This is a genomic window from Nonomuraea africana, from assembly GCF_014873535.1.
GTDB classification, from domain to species: domain Bacteria; phylum Actinomycetota; class Actinomycetes; order Streptosporangiales; family Streptosporangiaceae; genus Nonomuraea; species Nonomuraea africana.
Window position 1 is genome coordinate 6,380,350 of sequence record NZ_JADBEF010000001.1, and the last position, 15,528, is coordinate 6,395,877.

Here is a 15,528-nt window from a genome sequence, read left to right on the forward strand (position 1 = left end):
ACATAGTCTCTGAACTGCGGATATCTTCCCTTTGCCGGTTGGACCCCAATGAATCTCAGCCTGAGCGACCTCGCGCCACCCTTGCGCTGGACGTCCCCCGTCCAGATCGCACCGCTCGCGGACGATCCTCAGCTGCCCGAAGCATGGTGGCAGTCGATCCCGCTGGACCGCGCGTGCGCCGTCATCGGCGCGCAGGCCGTCGCCGGACGCCTCGCCGACCTCGCCGTCGCCACGTGGGGGCATCTGCAACTCGGCGACATCCTGCCGTTGCTGAGGTTCTCCGACCCCGCCGAGAGCGAGCGGACGCCTGAGCTGCTCGGCCGCGACGTGGTTCACAAGCTGTTCAGCGGTGTCTTCGAGCGGCTGCTCGAACCCGTCGCCGAGGTCCGGCCCGTTCCGCTGCCCCAGCTGGTCGACGAGCTGTTCGTCTCGCTCGACGAGCGTCAGCGGACGATCGCGCGCGACCGTGTCTACGCCGAGCAGCGGGCCACGCTCGACGAGCTGGCGCAGCGCTTCTCCGTGACCAGGGAGCGGATCAGGCAGATCGAGCGCGACCTGCGCGACCACGTGGAAGCCTGGCTCTCCTCCGTCACGGCGGCGCCGCTGTTGGCGCACGTGACGTGGCTGCGAGGGCGGCTGGGCGCCGCCGTACCCGCCGAGGAGCTGGCGGACGCGGTGGCGTGGCACCGTACGGAGCTGGTCTCGCTCGGCATCCCCGTGTGGCGCTTCGTGCGGACTCTGCTGACCGGCTACGACCAGGTGGACGGGTGGCTGATCGCGGGCGGCGCCGACGAGCTGAGGGAGAAGACCAGGCAGCTGTTCACCGAGGGACCGCGACCCGTCGGCGAGGCGGTCGCCATGACCGCCCAGCTCGGCGTCCGCGAGGACGTGGCGGAGCGGTGGCTGGCCGCCGTGCCGCAACTGCGGGTCTTCGAGGGACATGTCATGCTCTGGCCGCGCAGCGTCAACGAGAAGGCCGAGGCGGTGCTGGCCGTCGCGGGCCGGCCGCTCACCCCTGAGGAGATCCAGGAGCGGATCGGCGAGGACTACAGCCTGGTCGGCATCCGCAACCAGCTCACGGCCGACGCGCGCTTCCGCAGGGTCGACAGGAACAAGTACGGCCTGGCACGGTGGGGCGGCGAGGAGTACCTGGGGATCAGGGAGATGATCGCCAGGGAGATCGAGCGGGCCGGCGGCGAGGCCTCGGTCAACACCATCGTGACGAACCTGACCTCCCGCTACGACGTCAGCGAGAGCTCGGTCCGCGCCTACTCCGGCGGGCCGGGGTTCGAGCGGTCGCAGCGCGGCTGGATCAGGGTGGCGGCGCCCGACCAGCCCGGTTACCAGCCGCGCAAGGACGTCTCGGAGACGCGGCGCTGCTTCAGGTCGCGTGACGGGCGCTGGTGGCACCGGGTGGACGTCAACGCCGAGCACCTGCGCGGCTCGGGCTCCCCACTCCCCACCGGCTTCGCCGCGCATCTCGGCATGGCGCCCGGCGGTTCCCTGACCGCCTCCGCGCCCTCCGGCGACGTGGTGATCTCCTGGCACAACCAGCCGACCATGGGGTCGATCAGGAACGTGCTGGCGGAGTTCAACGCCTCCGAGGGCGACCACGTGTTCCTCACGGTGTCCGACGGAGGGGAGCTGCTCACCCGCTTCCTGCCCGCGGCCCAGCCGGCTCTCCGGCCGCTGAACCGGGCGCTGCACCTGATCGGGTACACGGCCCCGGTGAACTCCGAGGCGGAGGGCCTGCGGCTGATCGGGGCCAGGGTCGGGCTGCCGGAGACCGCGACGCGCGAAGAGGTGCTGGCGCGCCTGCGGGAGCGCGGCGACCGGGACATCCTGGCCTTCCTGGGCGAGTAGTCGCTTTCCGCCGGCAGGGCGCCGGATTAGGCTCGGTGCATGTTGAGGATCTACGACACGCGTACCAGGCAGGTCGAGGACATCCCCCAGGCGCGAGCGCTGCGGATGTACACCTGCGGTCCGACCGTCTACCGGTACGCGCATGTCGGGAACCTGCGCTCCTACCTGCTGTCCGACCTCATCAGGAGGATCCTGGAACGCCGGCGGGTCCGCATGCTCGTCTGCCAGAACATCACCGACGTCGGTCACCTGGTCGACGACGCCGAGATCGGCGAGGACAAGATCGTCGCGCAGGCGCGTGAGGAGGGCAGGTCCACGCTCGACATCGCCAGGTTCTACGAGGACGCCTTCCGCCGCGACACCGCCGCGCTGAACCTGCGCCCGCCCGAGCACACCCCCCGCGCGACCGAGGCCATCGACCTCATGATCGAGCTGATCGCCAAGCTGATCGAGAAGGGCCACGCCTACACCGTGCCCGACGGCTCGGTCTTCTTCGCCGCCGAGACCTTCCCCTCGTACGGGGAGATCTCCGGCAACCGGCTCGACGCGCTCAAGCCGGGGCACCGGGTCGAGGGCGTCGACCCGCGCAAGCGCTTCCACGCCGACTGGGCCCTGTGGAAGCACTCGCACCGCGAGCTGGCCTGGGACACCCCGTGGGGCGGGCGCGGCTTTCCCGGCTGGCACATCGAGTGCTCGGCCATGTCGCTGCGCTACCTCGGCGAGCACATCGACATCCACACCGGCGGCATCGACCTGCGCTTCCCGCACCACGAGGACGAGCGCGCGCAGTCCGACAGCGCGGCGGGGCACGAGGTCGTGCGGCGGTGGGTGCATGGGGAGCACCTGCTGTTCGACGGGCGCAAGATGGCCAAGTCCACGGGCAACGTGGTGCTGCTGGCCGACGTGGAAGCCGAGGGGATCGACCCGCTGGCCGTACGGCTGGCCTTCATGGAGCACCGCTACCGGCAGCAGATGAACCTGACCTGGGACACCCTGCGGGCGGCCGACCGCACGCTGCGCCGCTGGCGGACCAGGGTCGCCGAGTGGGCGGAGTCGCCGTCCGCGCCTCTCGACCAGCAGGCCGTACGGCAGGCGGAGGCCGCCTTCGACGACGACCTCGACACGCCCGCGGCCCTCAGGGTGCTCCGGGAGCTCGAACGCGACGAGAGCGTCGCGCCGGGCTCGAAGTTCGAGTCCTTCCTCCATCTCGACCACGTGCTGGGCCTCGACCTCTCGTCGGAGATCGGCAGGGTGCGGGTGCTGCCGTCCGGCGCCGCCGAGCTCCTGGAGCAGCGCGCCCGCGCCAGGCGGGAGCACGACTGGGCGGCCGCCGACCGCCTGCGCGACGAGCTGGCGACGCTCGGCGTGAAGGTCGCCGACACCCCCGACGGCCAGACCTGGGCCTGACCCGCGCGCCCCTCGGCGCTCCATGATCGTGTCCTGACGGTTACCCCGAGTAATGCCTGTCCAGGCGGCGATGTAGGGCTGCGACACTTGGTGCGGAGCAGGTCAGAGGGAGGTTTTCGTGAGGATCAGGCCCTATGCGTGGTTGCCGTGGCCGCTGCGTTGGCTGGCACGGTTAGTGACGGTCCTCCTGGCCCTGGCACTGGTTCTCGCGGCCGTCGGCGTGTGGATCACGCGACAGTCGTTCCCGCAGCTGGACGGAGCGATCAAGCTCCCGGGGCTGTCCGCGAAGGTGGACGTCTACCGCGACACGTGGGGCATTCCGCAGATCTACGCCGACACCTCGGAAGACCTCTTCATGGCCCAGGGCTACGTCCACGCCCAGGACCGCTTCTGGGAGATGGACTTCCGCCGGCACGTCACCTCGGGCCGCCTCTCGGAGCTGTTCGGGACGGCGACGCTGACCGAGGACAAGGTCATCCGCACGATGGGCTGGCGCGAGGTGGCCGAGCAGGAGCTGGCGACGCTGACCGACCGCACCAGGAGCTACCTCGACGCCTACGCCAAGGGCGTCAACGCCTGGCTCGCGGAGCACCCGAACGCGTCCGCGAAGAGCCTCGAGTATTCGGTGCTCAAGCTGCAGAACTCCGGGTACACGCCCGAGCCGTGGAGCCCGCTCGACTCGGTGACCTGGCTCAAGGCCATGGCGTGGGACCTGCGCTCCAACCTCTCCGACGAGATCTCCAGGGCGGTGGCGGCCACCAGGCTGCCGAGGGAGCGCGTGAACCAGCTCTTCCCCGGCTACCCGTTCGACCGGAATCCGGCGATCGTGACCCAGGGCACGATCTCCGACGAGCACTTCGACCATAAGTCCGAGCCTCGGCTCGACGAGGGCGCCGCCGCCACCCTCACCAGGGCGGCGGAGGCACTGAGCAGGGTGCCCGACCTCATGGGCACCAAGGAGCACGACGGCATCGGGTCGAACTCGTGGGTGGTCTCCGGCGAGCACACCACGACGGGCAAGCCGCTGCTCGCCAACGACCCGCACCTGTCGGCGCAGCTGCCGTCAGTCTGGTACCAGGCGGGACTGCACTGCCGTACAAAGTCGGAAAAATGCGGATATGACGTGACAGGGTTTACCTTCTCCGGGGTGCCCGGCGTGATTATCGGACACAATGACAAGATCGCCTGGGGGTTCACCAACCTGGGCCCTGACGTCGCGGACCTCTTCCTCGAGCAGGTCAAGGGCGACACCTACCTCTACCAGGGCCAGTGGGCCAAGCTGGAGACCAGAAAGGTCCAGATCAAGGTCGCGGGCGGCGAGCCCGTCACCCTGACCGTGCGCAAGACCAGGCACGGCCCGCTGATCAACGAGGTGATGGGCAGCGTCAAGCCCTCCGGCGAGGCGAACGCCGTCGCCCTGCAGTGGACCGCGCTCTCCCCCGGCACCGCGGCCGAGGCGATCTTCGAGCTCAACGCGGCGGGCGACTGGAACGAGTTCCGCGCCGCCGCCTCGCTGTTCGACGTGCCCGCGCAGAACCTGGTCTTCGCCGACACCCAGGGCCACATCGGCTACCAGGCGCCCGGCCGCATCCCGGTGCGCGCCAAGGGCGACGGCACCTGGCCGGTGCCGGGCTGGACCGGCGAGTACGAGTGGCGGACCGCGCCCATCCCCTACGACCAGTTGCCCAGCGTCGCCGACCCCGCGGACGGCTTCGTCGTCACGGCCAACAACGCGGTCATCGACCCCGGCCGCTACCGGCCGCTGCTCACCAAGGACTGGTCGTACGGCTACCGCGCCAAGCGCATCCTCGAACGCGTCCAGCAGGCGATCAAGTCAGGCAAGATCGACGCCGAGACCATGGGCCGCATCCAGCAGGACTCCCGCAACGGCCTGGCCGAGCTCCTCGTCCCCGCCCTGCTCACGATCGAGCTCGCCGGACCCAGTGCCGAGGCCCAGGGGCTGCTGCGCGGCTGGGACGGCTCGCAGGATCTCGACTCCGCCCCCGCCGCCTACTTCAACGCGGTCTGGCGGCACCTGCTCATCGCCGCCTTCAACGACGACCTGCCCGAGGGCGCCCGGCCGACCGGCGGCGACCGCTGGTACGAGGTCGTGCGCAACCTGCTCGCGGCTCCGGCCGACCCGTTCTGGGACGACGTCACCACCAGGGGCCACACCGAGACGCGCGACGACATCCTGCGCACCGCCATGGCCGACGCCCACCAGGAGCTCTCCGGGCTGCTGGGCCCCGACGTCAAGGCCTGGCGCTGGGGCGATCTGCACCGGCTCACGCTGACCAACCAGACGTTCGGCACCTCAGGCATCGGCCCGATCGAGGCGCTGTTCAACCGCGGCCCCTTCGGCTCGCCGGGCAACAAGGACGCCGTCAACGCCACGGGCTGGAACATCCAGGACGACTACGCGATCACCGCCGTCCCCTCGATGCGGATGGTCATCGACCTCGCCGACCTCGACAGGTCCCGCTGGATCAACCTCACGGGCGCCTCGGGCCACGCCTTCCACGACAACTACTGGGACCAGGCGCCGCTCTGGGCGAACGGGGAGACGACGCCGATGCACTCCAAGCCCGACTCGATCAGGAAGGCCGCGGTGAACACCCTGACCCTCACACCGTGAGCAGGCGCGACTCGCCCACCGCGAGGTCCCACAGGTCGGCGCGCGGCAGGCCGCGCGCCTCCCACTCCTGCCTCGCCAGCCGCACCGGCTCCAGCAGCGGCTCGCCTGACAGCACGAACGTGCCCCAGTGCATGGTCGCCATCCGCGGCGCGCCCACGTCCAGGCAGGCCTGGACGGCTTCGGCGGGGTTGACGTGGTTGCCCTTGGTGAACCAGCGCGGCTCGTAGGCGCCGACCGGCAGCAGCGCCAGGTCGAGGCCGGGAAACCGGGCGCCGATCTCGGCCAGGCGCGGGCCGTAGGCGGTGTCGCCGGCGAAGTAGATCGACTTGTTGATCACCCAGCCGCCCCACAGGGTCTTGCAGGTGTCCCAGAGCGTCCGGCGGCTCCAGTGGTGGGCCGGCACGAAGTCGAAGCTGACCCCGCCCAGGGTCGCGCCCTCCCACCAGTCCAGCTCGGTGACGTGGCGAAAACCCCGCCTGGTGAACCATCGGGCGAGGTTGGCCGGGACGAAGACCGGCGTGGTCCTGGGTAACCGTCTGACCGTGGGGGCGTCGAGGTGGTCGTAGTGGTTGTGGCTGATCACGACCGCGTCGATCCTCGGCAGGTCGCTCCAGGCCACGCCCGGCGGGGTGAGGCGCTGCCGTACACCCGGGATCTTCCTGGACCACACGGGGTCGGTGAGGATGGTCAGCCCTTCGACCTGGAGCACGTAGGTCGCGTGGCCCACCCAGGTGACCACCGTGCCCGTGAGCTGGGGCAGGCCACCCCTGAGCACCGGGATCTGGTCGATGTCGCCGATGTCGGTGCGCAGGCCTCCGTGCCAGGCGACGCTCACCAGCTCACGGAAGGCGGGAAGCGGCGCGGTCGACCGGTCCCTGAACGAGGCCGGCCGGACGGGGGCGCTCCGCTGGGTGGTCTGTGACATGGGCACGCTCCCCTGCGTAGTGGATCACTCACCCTTGATGATCCCCTCTGGGAGCGTTCTATTCCTCCGCCACCATGGCGACTTGCGCGGATATCCACCGTCCTCGAGCCCCGCCAGCCGTTCGAAGGGGTTGTACGCGGCCTGGTCGCCGCAGATCAGCATCGACACGGCGAGCGAGAGCAGGTAGAGCGGCAGCATCGGCAGGCCGGCGCACCAGGCCCACTGGGTGGCGTGGCGGCCTTCGTGCTCGAGCAGCCTGTCGGTGAGGTAGCCGTCGGGATGCTTGGTCAGCACGACGTTCCCGACGGTGAAGGCGCCCGCCACGGGGAAGGCGAAGCGGTAGCCGTAGGCCAGGATGAGGCCGTTGGGACCGTCGGTTCTGCGTGCCCCGCCGGCGACGGAGATCAGCAGGCCGAGCGGGGTGGACAGATTGACGAAGTTCGCGATCCTGCGGATCCGATGGCGCCTCTCCATGCGTCTCACCCTTGACCGGACTTGACAAATCGGAATAATGATCCCCGTCCTGAAATCTCCCACCAGAGCAGGATCATGAGATTCATCATTCTGGCCGCGCTCGTCTGCACCATGGCGCTCGCCACCGTAGGCGGCTTGGCCGTCACCCAGACCTCGTCCGCCACCGACACCCCCACGGCCGACAGGCTCGAATTACCGGTCTCCACCAGCCCCTCCCCCACGCCCACTCCCACCACGAGCGCCGCCAAGTACAAGGCGACGACCAAGGTGGTGAAGAAGAAGGGCGTCTCGTACCTGGACGTCGCCGTCACGTACGGCGGGGCGGCTCGCTTCACTGTGAAGCAGAAGGTGTGCAAGGGCAAGTCCTGCAGGACGGCCTCCACCACGCTGCCGGTGACCACGGGATCGGGGAAGGCGTCGAAGAAGCTGGGCAAGGGGTCGTACAAGACGAACGGGAAGCCGAGCGTCTCGCTGAAGGTACTGCCCTGGCCGACCCGCACGATCACCGCCACGGCGACGCCGTCTGCCACCACCACGGTGACGACGGGACCCACGGTGACGGCGTCGGCGGCCCCGGCCGCGACGGTCACGGTGGCGACCACGACCACGGCCACGGTCACGACCACCCAGACGACCACGATCACACAGACGCCCGCGCCGTCGGTCTCGATTTCGACGATCACGGCGACGCCGACGGTCACGGAGACCTGCTACATCCCCGAGCCGTCGCCCAGCGAGGACGCGTTGGCCCCGACTCCGTCCGCCACCGTCTCGGCGACGGAGACGACCCCCGTCGTTTCGCCGCCCGCGTCCAGTGAGGTGTCGCCGACCGGCACCACTCCCAGCGCGTCCGACACGGGCGCCACCCCACCCGCCGCACTGGCTCCGTCTTTCGAGCCGTGCCCGACAGAGAACCCCGACGACACCGGGGCGAGTATGCAGAACCAGCTACCGACGCCCACCTCACCGCCCACGCCGACCCCGTAGCTGAGGCCGACGTAACTAACGACGGCGTCGCCCATGGGCGGCGCCGTCAGGCGTTGGGAGGTGGTGGCTGGTCGTAGCCCCTCAGGAGCCACGAGCCGCCCGACGATGGCGACAGCAGGACGGCGATCACCACCACCACCATTCCGCCGTAGAGGTAGATGAAGCCCGCGGCGTCACCGGCGATCACCAGGTCGCCCGCCGCCCGCCTCAGCGAGAACACCATCGACACCAGCAGCCAGCCGATCGCCACCGCCGAGGCGCCGAGCTTGGCGCGCATCATCTTCCCCGCGAGGAGACACAGCCCGAACAGCACGGGAACCCAGCCGATGGCCGCCGCGGGGAAGGAGTCGCCGAGGTACCACGCGTGGGTGAACCCGCCCACCACGCCGAGGACGACCCCCAGCACGACCAGCATGCCGTACGCGGCCCCGGCCAGAGCTGACTCGGCGTGGCTCCTTTGCTCCATACCGGAGGAGGTTAGTGGATCCCTGCGAACAGGTCGTTCTCAAGGGCGTAAGGCTCGCCGAGCCCGCCCGCCTCGACCGGCAGGCTCGGCACCGTCTCGCCGCGGGGTCCGCTGCGCAGGATGAAGTGCTCCACCCCGAACGCCTCCTGCCCGATGTTGTTGGACAGCGCGAACCACGGCGCGTCGACCGTGATCTGCGTGGCGTGCGCGCGCAGCGCGTCGAGCTTGTTCCCCAGGTACGGCCGGGCGTCCACCTCGGTGGTGATCTCGTCGTCCGCCGCGCCGAACGGGACGTCCTCGACGTTCTCGGGGACGAACGCGACCTCGGCCTCGGCGAGTTCCTCGGCCGTCCTGCGCATCACGGACTTGGCGGTGGCGGTGTAGTAGACCTTGGCCACCCGCCACGGCTCGCCCTCGCCGTGCAGGGGATCGGCGGCCAGCTCGACGGCCCGCCACGCGACCCGGTGTGCCTGGATGTGGTCGGGATGCCCGTAGTAGCCGTTGTCGTCGTAGGTGACCATGACCTGCGGGCGCACCTCCCTGATGACCTCCACCAGGAGCGCCGCGGCCTCGTCCACGTCGGCCTGCCAGAAGGCGTTCGGCCGGTGGTTGGCGGCCACGCCCATCATCCCGCTGTCGCGCCACCTGCCGGGCCCGCCGAGGAAGCGGTGGTCCTCGACGCCCATCGCCTTGCAGGCGGCGTCCAGTTCCCCGATGCGGTACTCGCCGAGGGTGTCGTCCCCGTCGGCGGCCAGATGCGCCAGCTCGGGCGGGATGACCTCGCCCTCCTCACCCAGGGTGCAGGTCACGAGCGTGACGTGGGCCCCTTCCGCGGCGTACTTGGCCATCGTCGCGCCGGTCCCGATCGTCTCGTCGTCGGGGTGGGCGTGCACGAGCAGGAGGCGTCGATCACTCATGCCCCCGAGCGTATTCCACCCGCCCAGCCGTACCTCATCCCCAGAACCCCACCCCCAAGACCGCACCCCCCGGCCCGCCCAACCACCTCCCGAAGAACGCGCCGTTCGGGGCCGCACGGGGCGGGTGTCTCACCTGGCAAGATGGGGGGTTATGAGTGAGAGCTTCCCGCGCCTGCACGCAAGGACCCGCCGGTTCACCCTCGGAGTGCCCAGGGGCTTCACGATCTCCCCCGACGGCGCCCGCGTCCTCTTCCTGCGCACGCAGTCCGGCACCGACCCGTTGACCTGCCTGTGGGAGCTCGACACCGCCACCCACGTCGAACGCCTGGTCGTCGACCCCCGCGCCCTCGACGCCGACGACGAGAACCTGCCCCCCGAGGAGCGCGCCCGCCGCGAGCGCAGCCGCGAGCAGGCGGGCGGCGTCGTCGCCTACGCCACCGACTCGGCCGCCACGGTCGCGGCCTTCGCCCTCTCCGGCGGCCTCTACGTCACCGACCTGGCCACGGGCGAGACCCGCAGGCTGGAGACGCCTGGGGCGGTCATCGACCCGCGTCCGTCCCCCGACGGGCAGCACGTCGCCTACGTCACGAGCGGCTCGCTGCGCGTCCAGAACCTCGCCACCGGCGACGACCGCGCCCTGGCCACCCCCGAGACCGACACGGTCGCCTACGGCCTGGCCGAGTTCATCGCCGCCGAGGAGATGGACCGCCACCGCGGCTACTGGTGGTCGCCCGACAGCGACGCGCTGCTGGTCGAGCGGGCTGACGAGGCGCCCGTCCAGACCTGGTACATCGCCGACCCGGCCAACCCCGACCGCCCCGCCGTCCCGCAGAGGTATCCGGCGGCGGGCACGCCCAACGCGCGCACCGAGCTGTTCGTCCTGGGCCTGGGCGGCTCGCGGGTCGCGGTGCCGTTCGAGCACGAGTACCTGACCACCGCCTCGTGGGACTCCCACGCGCTGTCGATCGTGACCATGTCGCGCGACCAGCGGACGCGTCGCCTGTTCACCGTCGATCCCGCGAGCGGCCGGTCCAGCCTGGTCCGCGAGGACACCGACGAGGCGTGGGTCGAGATCGTGACCGGCGTCCCCGGGCACCTCGACGACGGCTCGCTGGTGTGGGTGGCCGACGACGAGGGCGGCCGCCGCCTGTTCGTCGGCGACCGCGTCGTCACCCCGCCCACCCTCCAGGTGCGCGACGTGCTCGACATCGACCGCGACACCGTGCTGTTCAGGGCCAGCGGCGACCCCACCGAGATCCAGCTCTGGACGTGGGACGGCCACTCCCTCATGCCCGTCTCCACGGCGTCCGGCGTCTACTCGGGCCGCCTGTCCGGCGGCGTCGGCGTGCTCACCGAGCAATCCCTCGACAAGGAGGGCGTCTCCGCCACCGTGGTCCTGCCCAGCGGCATGACGATCCCGATCCCCTCGCTCGCCGAGCGTCCCGGCCTCGACCTGCGCGTCCACGTGGGCCGCGCGGGCGCCCGCGACCTGTCGACCGCCGTCGTCTTCCCGTCGTGGCACGAGCCGGGCTCGCGCCGGCTGCCCGTCCTGCTCGACCCGTACGGCGGGCCGCACGCCCAGCGCGTCCTGGCCAGCCAGGGCATGTACCTCACCAGTCAGTGGTTCGCCGAGCAGGGCTTCGCCGTCATCGTCGCGGACGGCCGCGGCACCCCTGGACGCGGGCCCGCCTTCGAGCGCGCGGTGCTGAACGACCTGGCCACCCCCGTCCTCGACGACCAGGTGGACGCCCTGCAGGGGGTCGCCCAGCAGTACCCTGACGACCTCGACCTGACCAAGGTCGCCATCCGCGGCTGGTCGTTCGGCGGCTACCTGTCCGCGCTCGCCGTCCTGCGCAGGCCCGACGTCTTCCACGCGGCGATCGCGGGCGCGCCGGTGACCGACTGGCGCCTGTACGACACGTGCTACACCGAGCGCTACCTCGGCGACCCGCACGCCCAGCCCGAGGTCTACGACCAGTCGTCGCTGTTCGCCGACGCGGGGAAGCTGGAGCGCCCGCTCCTGCTGATCCACGGCCTCGCCGACGACAACGTGGTCGCCGCCCACACGCTCCGCCTGTCGTCCGCCCTGTTGTCGGCGGGCCGCCCGCACACCGTCCTGCCGCTGTCGGGCGTGACCCACATGACGCCGCAGGAGGTCGTCGCGGAGAACCTGCTGCTCCTCCAGGTCGACTTCCTCAAGAAGTCCCTGGATCTGTAAGAGGGTCGGAACCCCACGCGCGAAAAGCAAGGCCTTCACCAAGGGCGCGCTTCGCGCGTGGGGGTTCAGCCGCTCCCCCAGTCGGGCCACCGTCCCGACCCCTTGAGGCCCTAGCTCCGCGGACGCCCTTCTCAGACCCACCCCTGACGCACCTGGGTGGTAGACACCTGGACCCCACCCAGCCTTGCTCCGCGCGTCTGGCCGTCATACCCACGTGAATCGCTCTGATGATTACCTCTCGGAGATCAGTTCCCGATCGAGCGCGTCCAAGGACGGGCAGGCCGTGTCTCGCCCAAGGCCCTGCACCGCTTGGACCAGGCTCTGCGCATGCACCTCGCCCTCTGACCCGATGCTTCAGGCGCCAAGCCTTCAGGACCCGCCGTAGAGGCGCTCCAGATCCACCAACTGGACGTCTTCGCGCGCTCGCGCCATCTCTTCCAGTTGTGGCATGAACCCCGCCACGCTGAATAGCAACAGCCGCGTCTCAGGCGTGGCACGCTCGTCTCTGGCCATGAGCAACGCGCGAGTCCGCTCCAACCGATCCAGGTGCGCGCGCCCGACCACGTCCCCGCTCTTCGCCTCGCCAATCGCGAGGATCTTCTCCCTGCCGTCGTCCATGCGGGAGAAGGCCACAACGTCGATCTCGTGACCGGTCCTGTTAGCAGGGTCGGGCAGCACGCCGGAGGCCACTCTGGCCCGTCGGCCTCCGAGGGTCGAGACGTCGGCGTACCACCGGGTCCATAGCCGAGCCAAGTGCTCGAAGTGCGGGCCGAGCACCTGGCTGCAGAAGGTCGCCTGAGATCGCTCCCAAACCTGCGCTGCCGATCCGGGCCGTTCCAGGTCGGTCCACTCAGGCCTCATGAGCGCATGGTAGAAGCTGACGATCGGCTCGGTGATGCGATAGGCGGACCGCTTACCGTGAAAGGCGTCGGCTTCCCTGCAGATCAAGCCCACGTCCTCGAGCATGGTCAGGGCATGGCCCAGATCCGTCGACTTCTTTCCGAGATAGTTCGCGATCCCTCCTCGCGTGTGGTTGCCTCCCGCGACCGCCGACAGCACCCCGTGGTAGAGCGCCACATCGCGAAGTTCGGGCTCCTCCGAGAGAAGGGAGCGCCCCTCCCTGAAGAGGGGGCTTCCGGAGTTGAGCACGTTGCGAATCACCCACGGGCCGAAATCCGCCCGATCCCGCGGGACGTCTCCGAGAGTGAACTCGCGCCGGTAGGCGGGAGTTCCGCCCACCACCGCATGGACGAGCAGAGCCAGAGAAGGATCGTCGAGTTCCCAGAACTCCCTGGCCAACCGGAAGTCGAGGGTTGGGACCACCAACTCCAGACTGGCCCTTCCACGAAGGGGCGCGGTGCCCGCCAGCAGCGAGCCCATGAACGACAGCGCGGATCCACACAGCAGCAGACGGACCGGGGAGCCAGCTCGTTGCCCTTGCGGCCCGAGCGCCCGCTGGATGAGGGAGGGGAGCTCTGGTGATGCCTTCACGAGGTAGGGGAACTCATCGATCACCACAGGAACGGGCCGGTCTGAGGCGATACGCATGAGCGCCTGGACCGCCTCGTCCCATCGCTCGAAACGACGCGGCACCGGCTCTCCGAGGTGGTGTGCCATCGCCGTGCCGAACTGGCGGAGCGCTTCAGCTTCTGTCGCTTCGGTCGCCGCGAAATAGAAGCCACCCGCCGCGCGGCATACCGCGTCCAGCAGGTAGGTCTTACCTTGACGGCGTCGCCCGGACACCACGCCAAGCGTCGCTTCACCGCCGGGATACTGGACGAATCGGGTCAGTTGCGACCACTCGTAGTCCCGATCGAAGATGCCGGAAGGCTTTTCCACGCTCCTATGATAACTGAGGCTATTATAGGCTTGCTTATTATTCATCATTCAGCTGAGATCGGCGTCGTGGACCAGGATGGCGGCCTGGACTCTGTTGGTCAGGCCGAGCTTGGCCAGCACGCGGCTGACGTGCGCCTTGACCGTCGCCTCCGTCAGGTGCAGCTCCCTACCGACCTCCGCGTTCGACAGCCCCCTGGCCAGCGCCCTGATCACGTCCTCCTCCCGCCCGGTCAGCGTGGCCAGCTGCCGGCGAGCCGCCTCCGCCCGAGACGGCGCCCTGTCCACGAAGGCAGAGATCAGCCGCTTGGTGACCGTGGGCGACAGCATCGCCTGCCCGCCCGCCACGGTTCGTACGGCGGCGGCCAGCTCGCGCGGCGGCGTGTCCTTCAGCAGGAAGCCGACGGCTCCGAGGCGAAGCGCCTCGTGCACGTACTCGTCCAGGTCGAAGGTGGTCAGCATGATCAGCTTGACCGCGTCGGGCACGCTCAGGAGGCGCTCGGCGGCGGCGAGCCCGTCCATGCCCGGCATCCGCACGTCCATCAGCACGACCTCGGGGCGCAGCCGGGCCGCCGCCGAGATCGCCTCGGCGCCGTCGCGGGCCTCGCCGACGACCACGATGTCGCCGGCCGCCTCCAGGATCAGCCGCAGGCCCGACCGCACCAGCGCCTCGTCGTCGACGATCAGGACGCGGATCACGCGGGGATCCTGGCGCGCAGCTCGAAGCCGCCGTCTTCCCGGTAACCGGTGTGCAGGGTGCCACCCACCAGCTCGACGCGTTCGCGCAGCCCCACCAGCCCCCAGCCCGACTCGGGCAGCGGCGCGGCCGGCCGTACCGGCGACTGGTTGGCGACCACCACCTCCAGCGAGGAGGGCAGGAACCGGAGGGAGACGTCGGCGCTGGTCTCGCCCGCGTGCTTGTGGACGTTGGTGAGCGCCTCCTGCACCACCCGGTAGGCGGTGCGCTCGACCGTCGGACCGAGGGACCGGGCCTCGCCCTCGTCGCGCCTGGTGAGCGCGATGCCGAGGGCGCGCGACCGGTCCAGGAGCTCGTCGAGGTCGGCCAGCGTGGGCTGAGGGGCGCGGGGGGCGGGCTGGGTGGTCGAGCGGAGGACACCCAGCACGTCGCGCAGGTTGGTGAGGGCCTCCCTGCCGATGTCGCCGATCAGCGCGGCGGTCTCCGCCGTACGGGTGTCAGCGGAGCCGACCTCCAGCGCGCCCGCGTGCATGACCATGAGCGACACCCGGTGGGCGACGATGTCGTGCATCTCGCGGGCGATGCGGGCCCGCTCCTGGACGCGTGCCTGCTCGGCGCGCATGACCTGCTCGCGTTCGAGGCGCTCGGCGCGCTCGTGCGCGGCGGCGAGCACGTCCCGCCTGGCCCGCACCCACAGCCCGAAGACCAGCGGCAGCCCGATCAACGCCGCGCCCATGACCGTGGCGTTGCCGAACGTGCCGGTCATGTGCTCCCTCGGACCGCCGATCAGGACTCCCGCCGCGGCGGACAGGACGACGACGACCGCGCCCATGCCCGCGTACGCCGCGACGCCGCGCCGCTCGCGCAGCGTGGTGCCCGCGTAGTAGGAGGCGACGAGCAGCGGCGGCCACATCGCGAGCCCGACGTAGGCGAGCACGCCCACCGCGGCCAGCGGCCACCAGGCGCGCGGCGCGAACCACGCGGCCGCCCCCGCCACCGCGGCGATCAGCACGAGCAGTGGGAACGGCAGGTTCGCCACCACCCCCATCTGGCCGCTGACCGTGGCCAGCGAGAGGCCGAACACCAGGACGCCAAGCACCATG

General features: G+C 70.4%; 13 protein-coding genes. 4 read left to right on the plus strand and 9 right to left on the minus strand.

Annotated elements, in window-relative coordinates; all coding sequences use genetic code 11:
- Positions 1-48: 48 nt before the first annotated feature.
- The 3 genes from H4W81_RS30210 to H4W81_RS30220 all read left to right on the plus strand — a co-directional run bounded on the left by H4W81_RS30210 (position 49) and on the right by H4W81_RS30220 (position 5,905).
- Positions 49-1,863: a sigma factor-like helix-turn-helix DNA-binding protein gene (locus H4W81_RS30210; RefSeq protein WP_192777921.1), complete on the plus strand. Its 1,815-nt coding sequence runs from the start codon at positions 49-51 to the stop codon at positions 1,861-1,863.
- A 39-nt stretch (positions 1,864-1,902) separates the two neighbouring features.
- Positions 1,903-3,270 carry a cysteine--tRNA ligase gene (cysS, locus tag H4W81_RS30215; RefSeq protein ID WP_192777922.1) on the plus strand — a complete coding sequence of 456 codons (1,368 nt, stop codon included), beginning with the start codon at positions 1,903-1,905 and terminating at the stop codon, positions 3,268-3,270.
- A gap of 118 nt (positions 3,271-3,388) precedes the next feature.
- Complete coding sequence (locus H4W81_RS30220; protein ID WP_192777923.1) at positions 3,389-5,905, plus strand: penicillin acylase family protein; 2,517 nt, start codon at positions 3,389-3,391, stop codon at positions 5,903-5,905.
- On the opposite strand, the gene H4W81_RS30225 is transcribed toward H4W81_RS30220, so the two are convergent.
- From H4W81_RS30225 to mshB, 6 genes are all read right to left on the minus strand, one after another.
- On the minus strand, positions 5,895-6,830 hold the full coding sequence (locus H4W81_RS30225) for an MBL fold metallo-hydrolase (protein WP_192777924.1): 936 nt from the start codon (positions 6,828-6,830) through the stop codon (positions 5,895-5,897). The genes H4W81_RS30220 and H4W81_RS30225 overlap by 11 nt on opposite strands.
- Positions 6,831-6,854: 24 nt before the next feature.
- Entirely contained in the window at positions 6,855-7,304 is a 450-nt protein-coding gene (locus tag H4W81_RS30230) for a hypothetical protein (RefSeq protein ID WP_192777925.1), read from the minus strand.
- A 5-nt stretch (positions 7,305-7,309) separates the two neighbouring features.
- A complete protein-coding gene (locus tag H4W81_RS30235; RefSeq protein WP_192777926.1) occupies positions 7,310-8,005 on the minus strand; it encodes a hypothetical protein in 696 nt (231 codons plus the stop codon).
- 9 nt (positions 8,006-8,014) lie between these two features.
- Entirely contained in the window at positions 8,015-8,161 is a 147-nt protein-coding gene (locus tag H4W81_RS30240) for a hypothetical protein (protein ID WP_192777927.1), read from the minus strand.
- A gap of 176 nt (positions 8,162-8,337) precedes the next feature.
- Positions 8,338-8,757, minus strand: coding sequence for a DUF6113 family protein (locus tag H4W81_RS30245; protein WP_192777928.1), 420 nt, complete (start codon positions 8,755-8,757; stop codon positions 8,338-8,340).
- Between the two features lie 11 nt (positions 8,758-8,768).
- The gene (gene mshB / locus H4W81_RS30250) at positions 8,769-9,674 is read right to left on the minus strand and encodes an N-acetyl-1-D-myo-inositol-2-amino-2-deoxy-alpha-D-glucopyranoside deacetylase (RefSeq protein ID WP_192777929.1); all 906 of its coding nucleotides are present in this window, start codon (positions 9,672-9,674) and stop codon (positions 8,769-8,771) included.
- 151 nt (positions 9,675-9,825) lie between these two features.
- Here mshB and H4W81_RS30255 point away from each other — a divergent pair, with 151 nt between their 5' ends.
- Positions 9,826-11,892: a S9 family peptidase gene (locus tag H4W81_RS30255; protein ID WP_192777930.1), complete on the plus strand. Its 2,067-nt coding sequence runs from the start codon at positions 9,826-9,828 to the stop codon at positions 11,890-11,892.
- A 369-nt stretch (positions 11,893-12,261) separates the two neighbouring features.
- Here H4W81_RS30255 and H4W81_RS30260 read toward each other — a convergent pair whose 3' ends face one another.
- The 3 genes from H4W81_RS30260 to H4W81_RS30270 are packed head-to-tail and all read right to left on the minus strand — an operon-like array spanning position 12,262 to position 15,527.
- The gene (locus H4W81_RS30260; RefSeq protein ID WP_192777931.1) at positions 12,262-13,731 is read right to left on the minus strand and encodes an AAA family ATPase; all 1,470 of its coding nucleotides are present in this window, start codon (positions 13,729-13,731) and stop codon (positions 12,262-12,264) included.
- Between the two features lie 48 nt (positions 13,732-13,779).
- Positions 13,780-14,427, minus strand: a complete 648-nt coding sequence (locus H4W81_RS30265) for a response regulator (RefSeq protein ID WP_192777932.1) — start codon at positions 14,425-14,427, stop codon at positions 13,780-13,782.
- Positions 14,424-15,527, minus strand: a complete 1,104-nt coding sequence (locus tag H4W81_RS30270; protein ID WP_192777933.1) for a sensor histidine kinase — start codon at positions 15,525-15,527, stop codon at positions 14,424-14,426. Before H4W81_RS30270 ends, H4W81_RS30265 begins: the two co-directional genes overlap by 4 nt.
- Between the last annotated feature and the right edge of the window lies 1 nt (position 15,528).

Coding starts and splice junctions, on each gene's coding strand:
- mshB (WP_192777929.1), bottom strand. CDS start 9,674: ATGAGTGATCGACGCCTCCTGCTCGTGCACGCCCACCCCGACGACGAG.
- H4W81_RS30225 (WP_192777924.1), bottom strand. CDS start 6,830: ATGTCACAGACCACCCAGCGGAGCGCCCCCGTCCGGCCGGCCTCGTTC.
- H4W81_RS30245 (WP_192777928.1), bottom strand. CDS start 8,757: ATGGAGCAAAGGAGCCACGCCGAGTCAGCTCTGGCCGGGGCCGCGTAC.
- cysS (WP_192777922.1), top strand. CDS start 1,903: ATGTTGAGGATCTACGACACGCGTACCAGGCAGGTCGAGGACATCCCC.
- H4W81_RS30270 (WP_192777933.1), bottom strand. CDS start 15,527: ATGGTGCTTGGCGTCCTGGTGTTCGGCCTCTCGCTGGCCACGGTCAGC.
- H4W81_RS30230 (WP_192777925.1), bottom strand. CDS start 7,304: ATGGAGAGGCGCCATCGGATCCGCAGGATCGCGAACTTCGTCAATCTG.
- H4W81_RS30255 (WP_192777930.1), top strand. CDS start 9,826: ATGAGTGAGAGCTTCCCGCGCCTGCACGCAAGGACCCGCCGGTTCACC.
- H4W81_RS30210 (WP_192777921.1), top strand. CDS start 49: ATGAATCTCAGCCTGAGCGACCTCGCGCCACCCTTGCGCTGGACGTCC.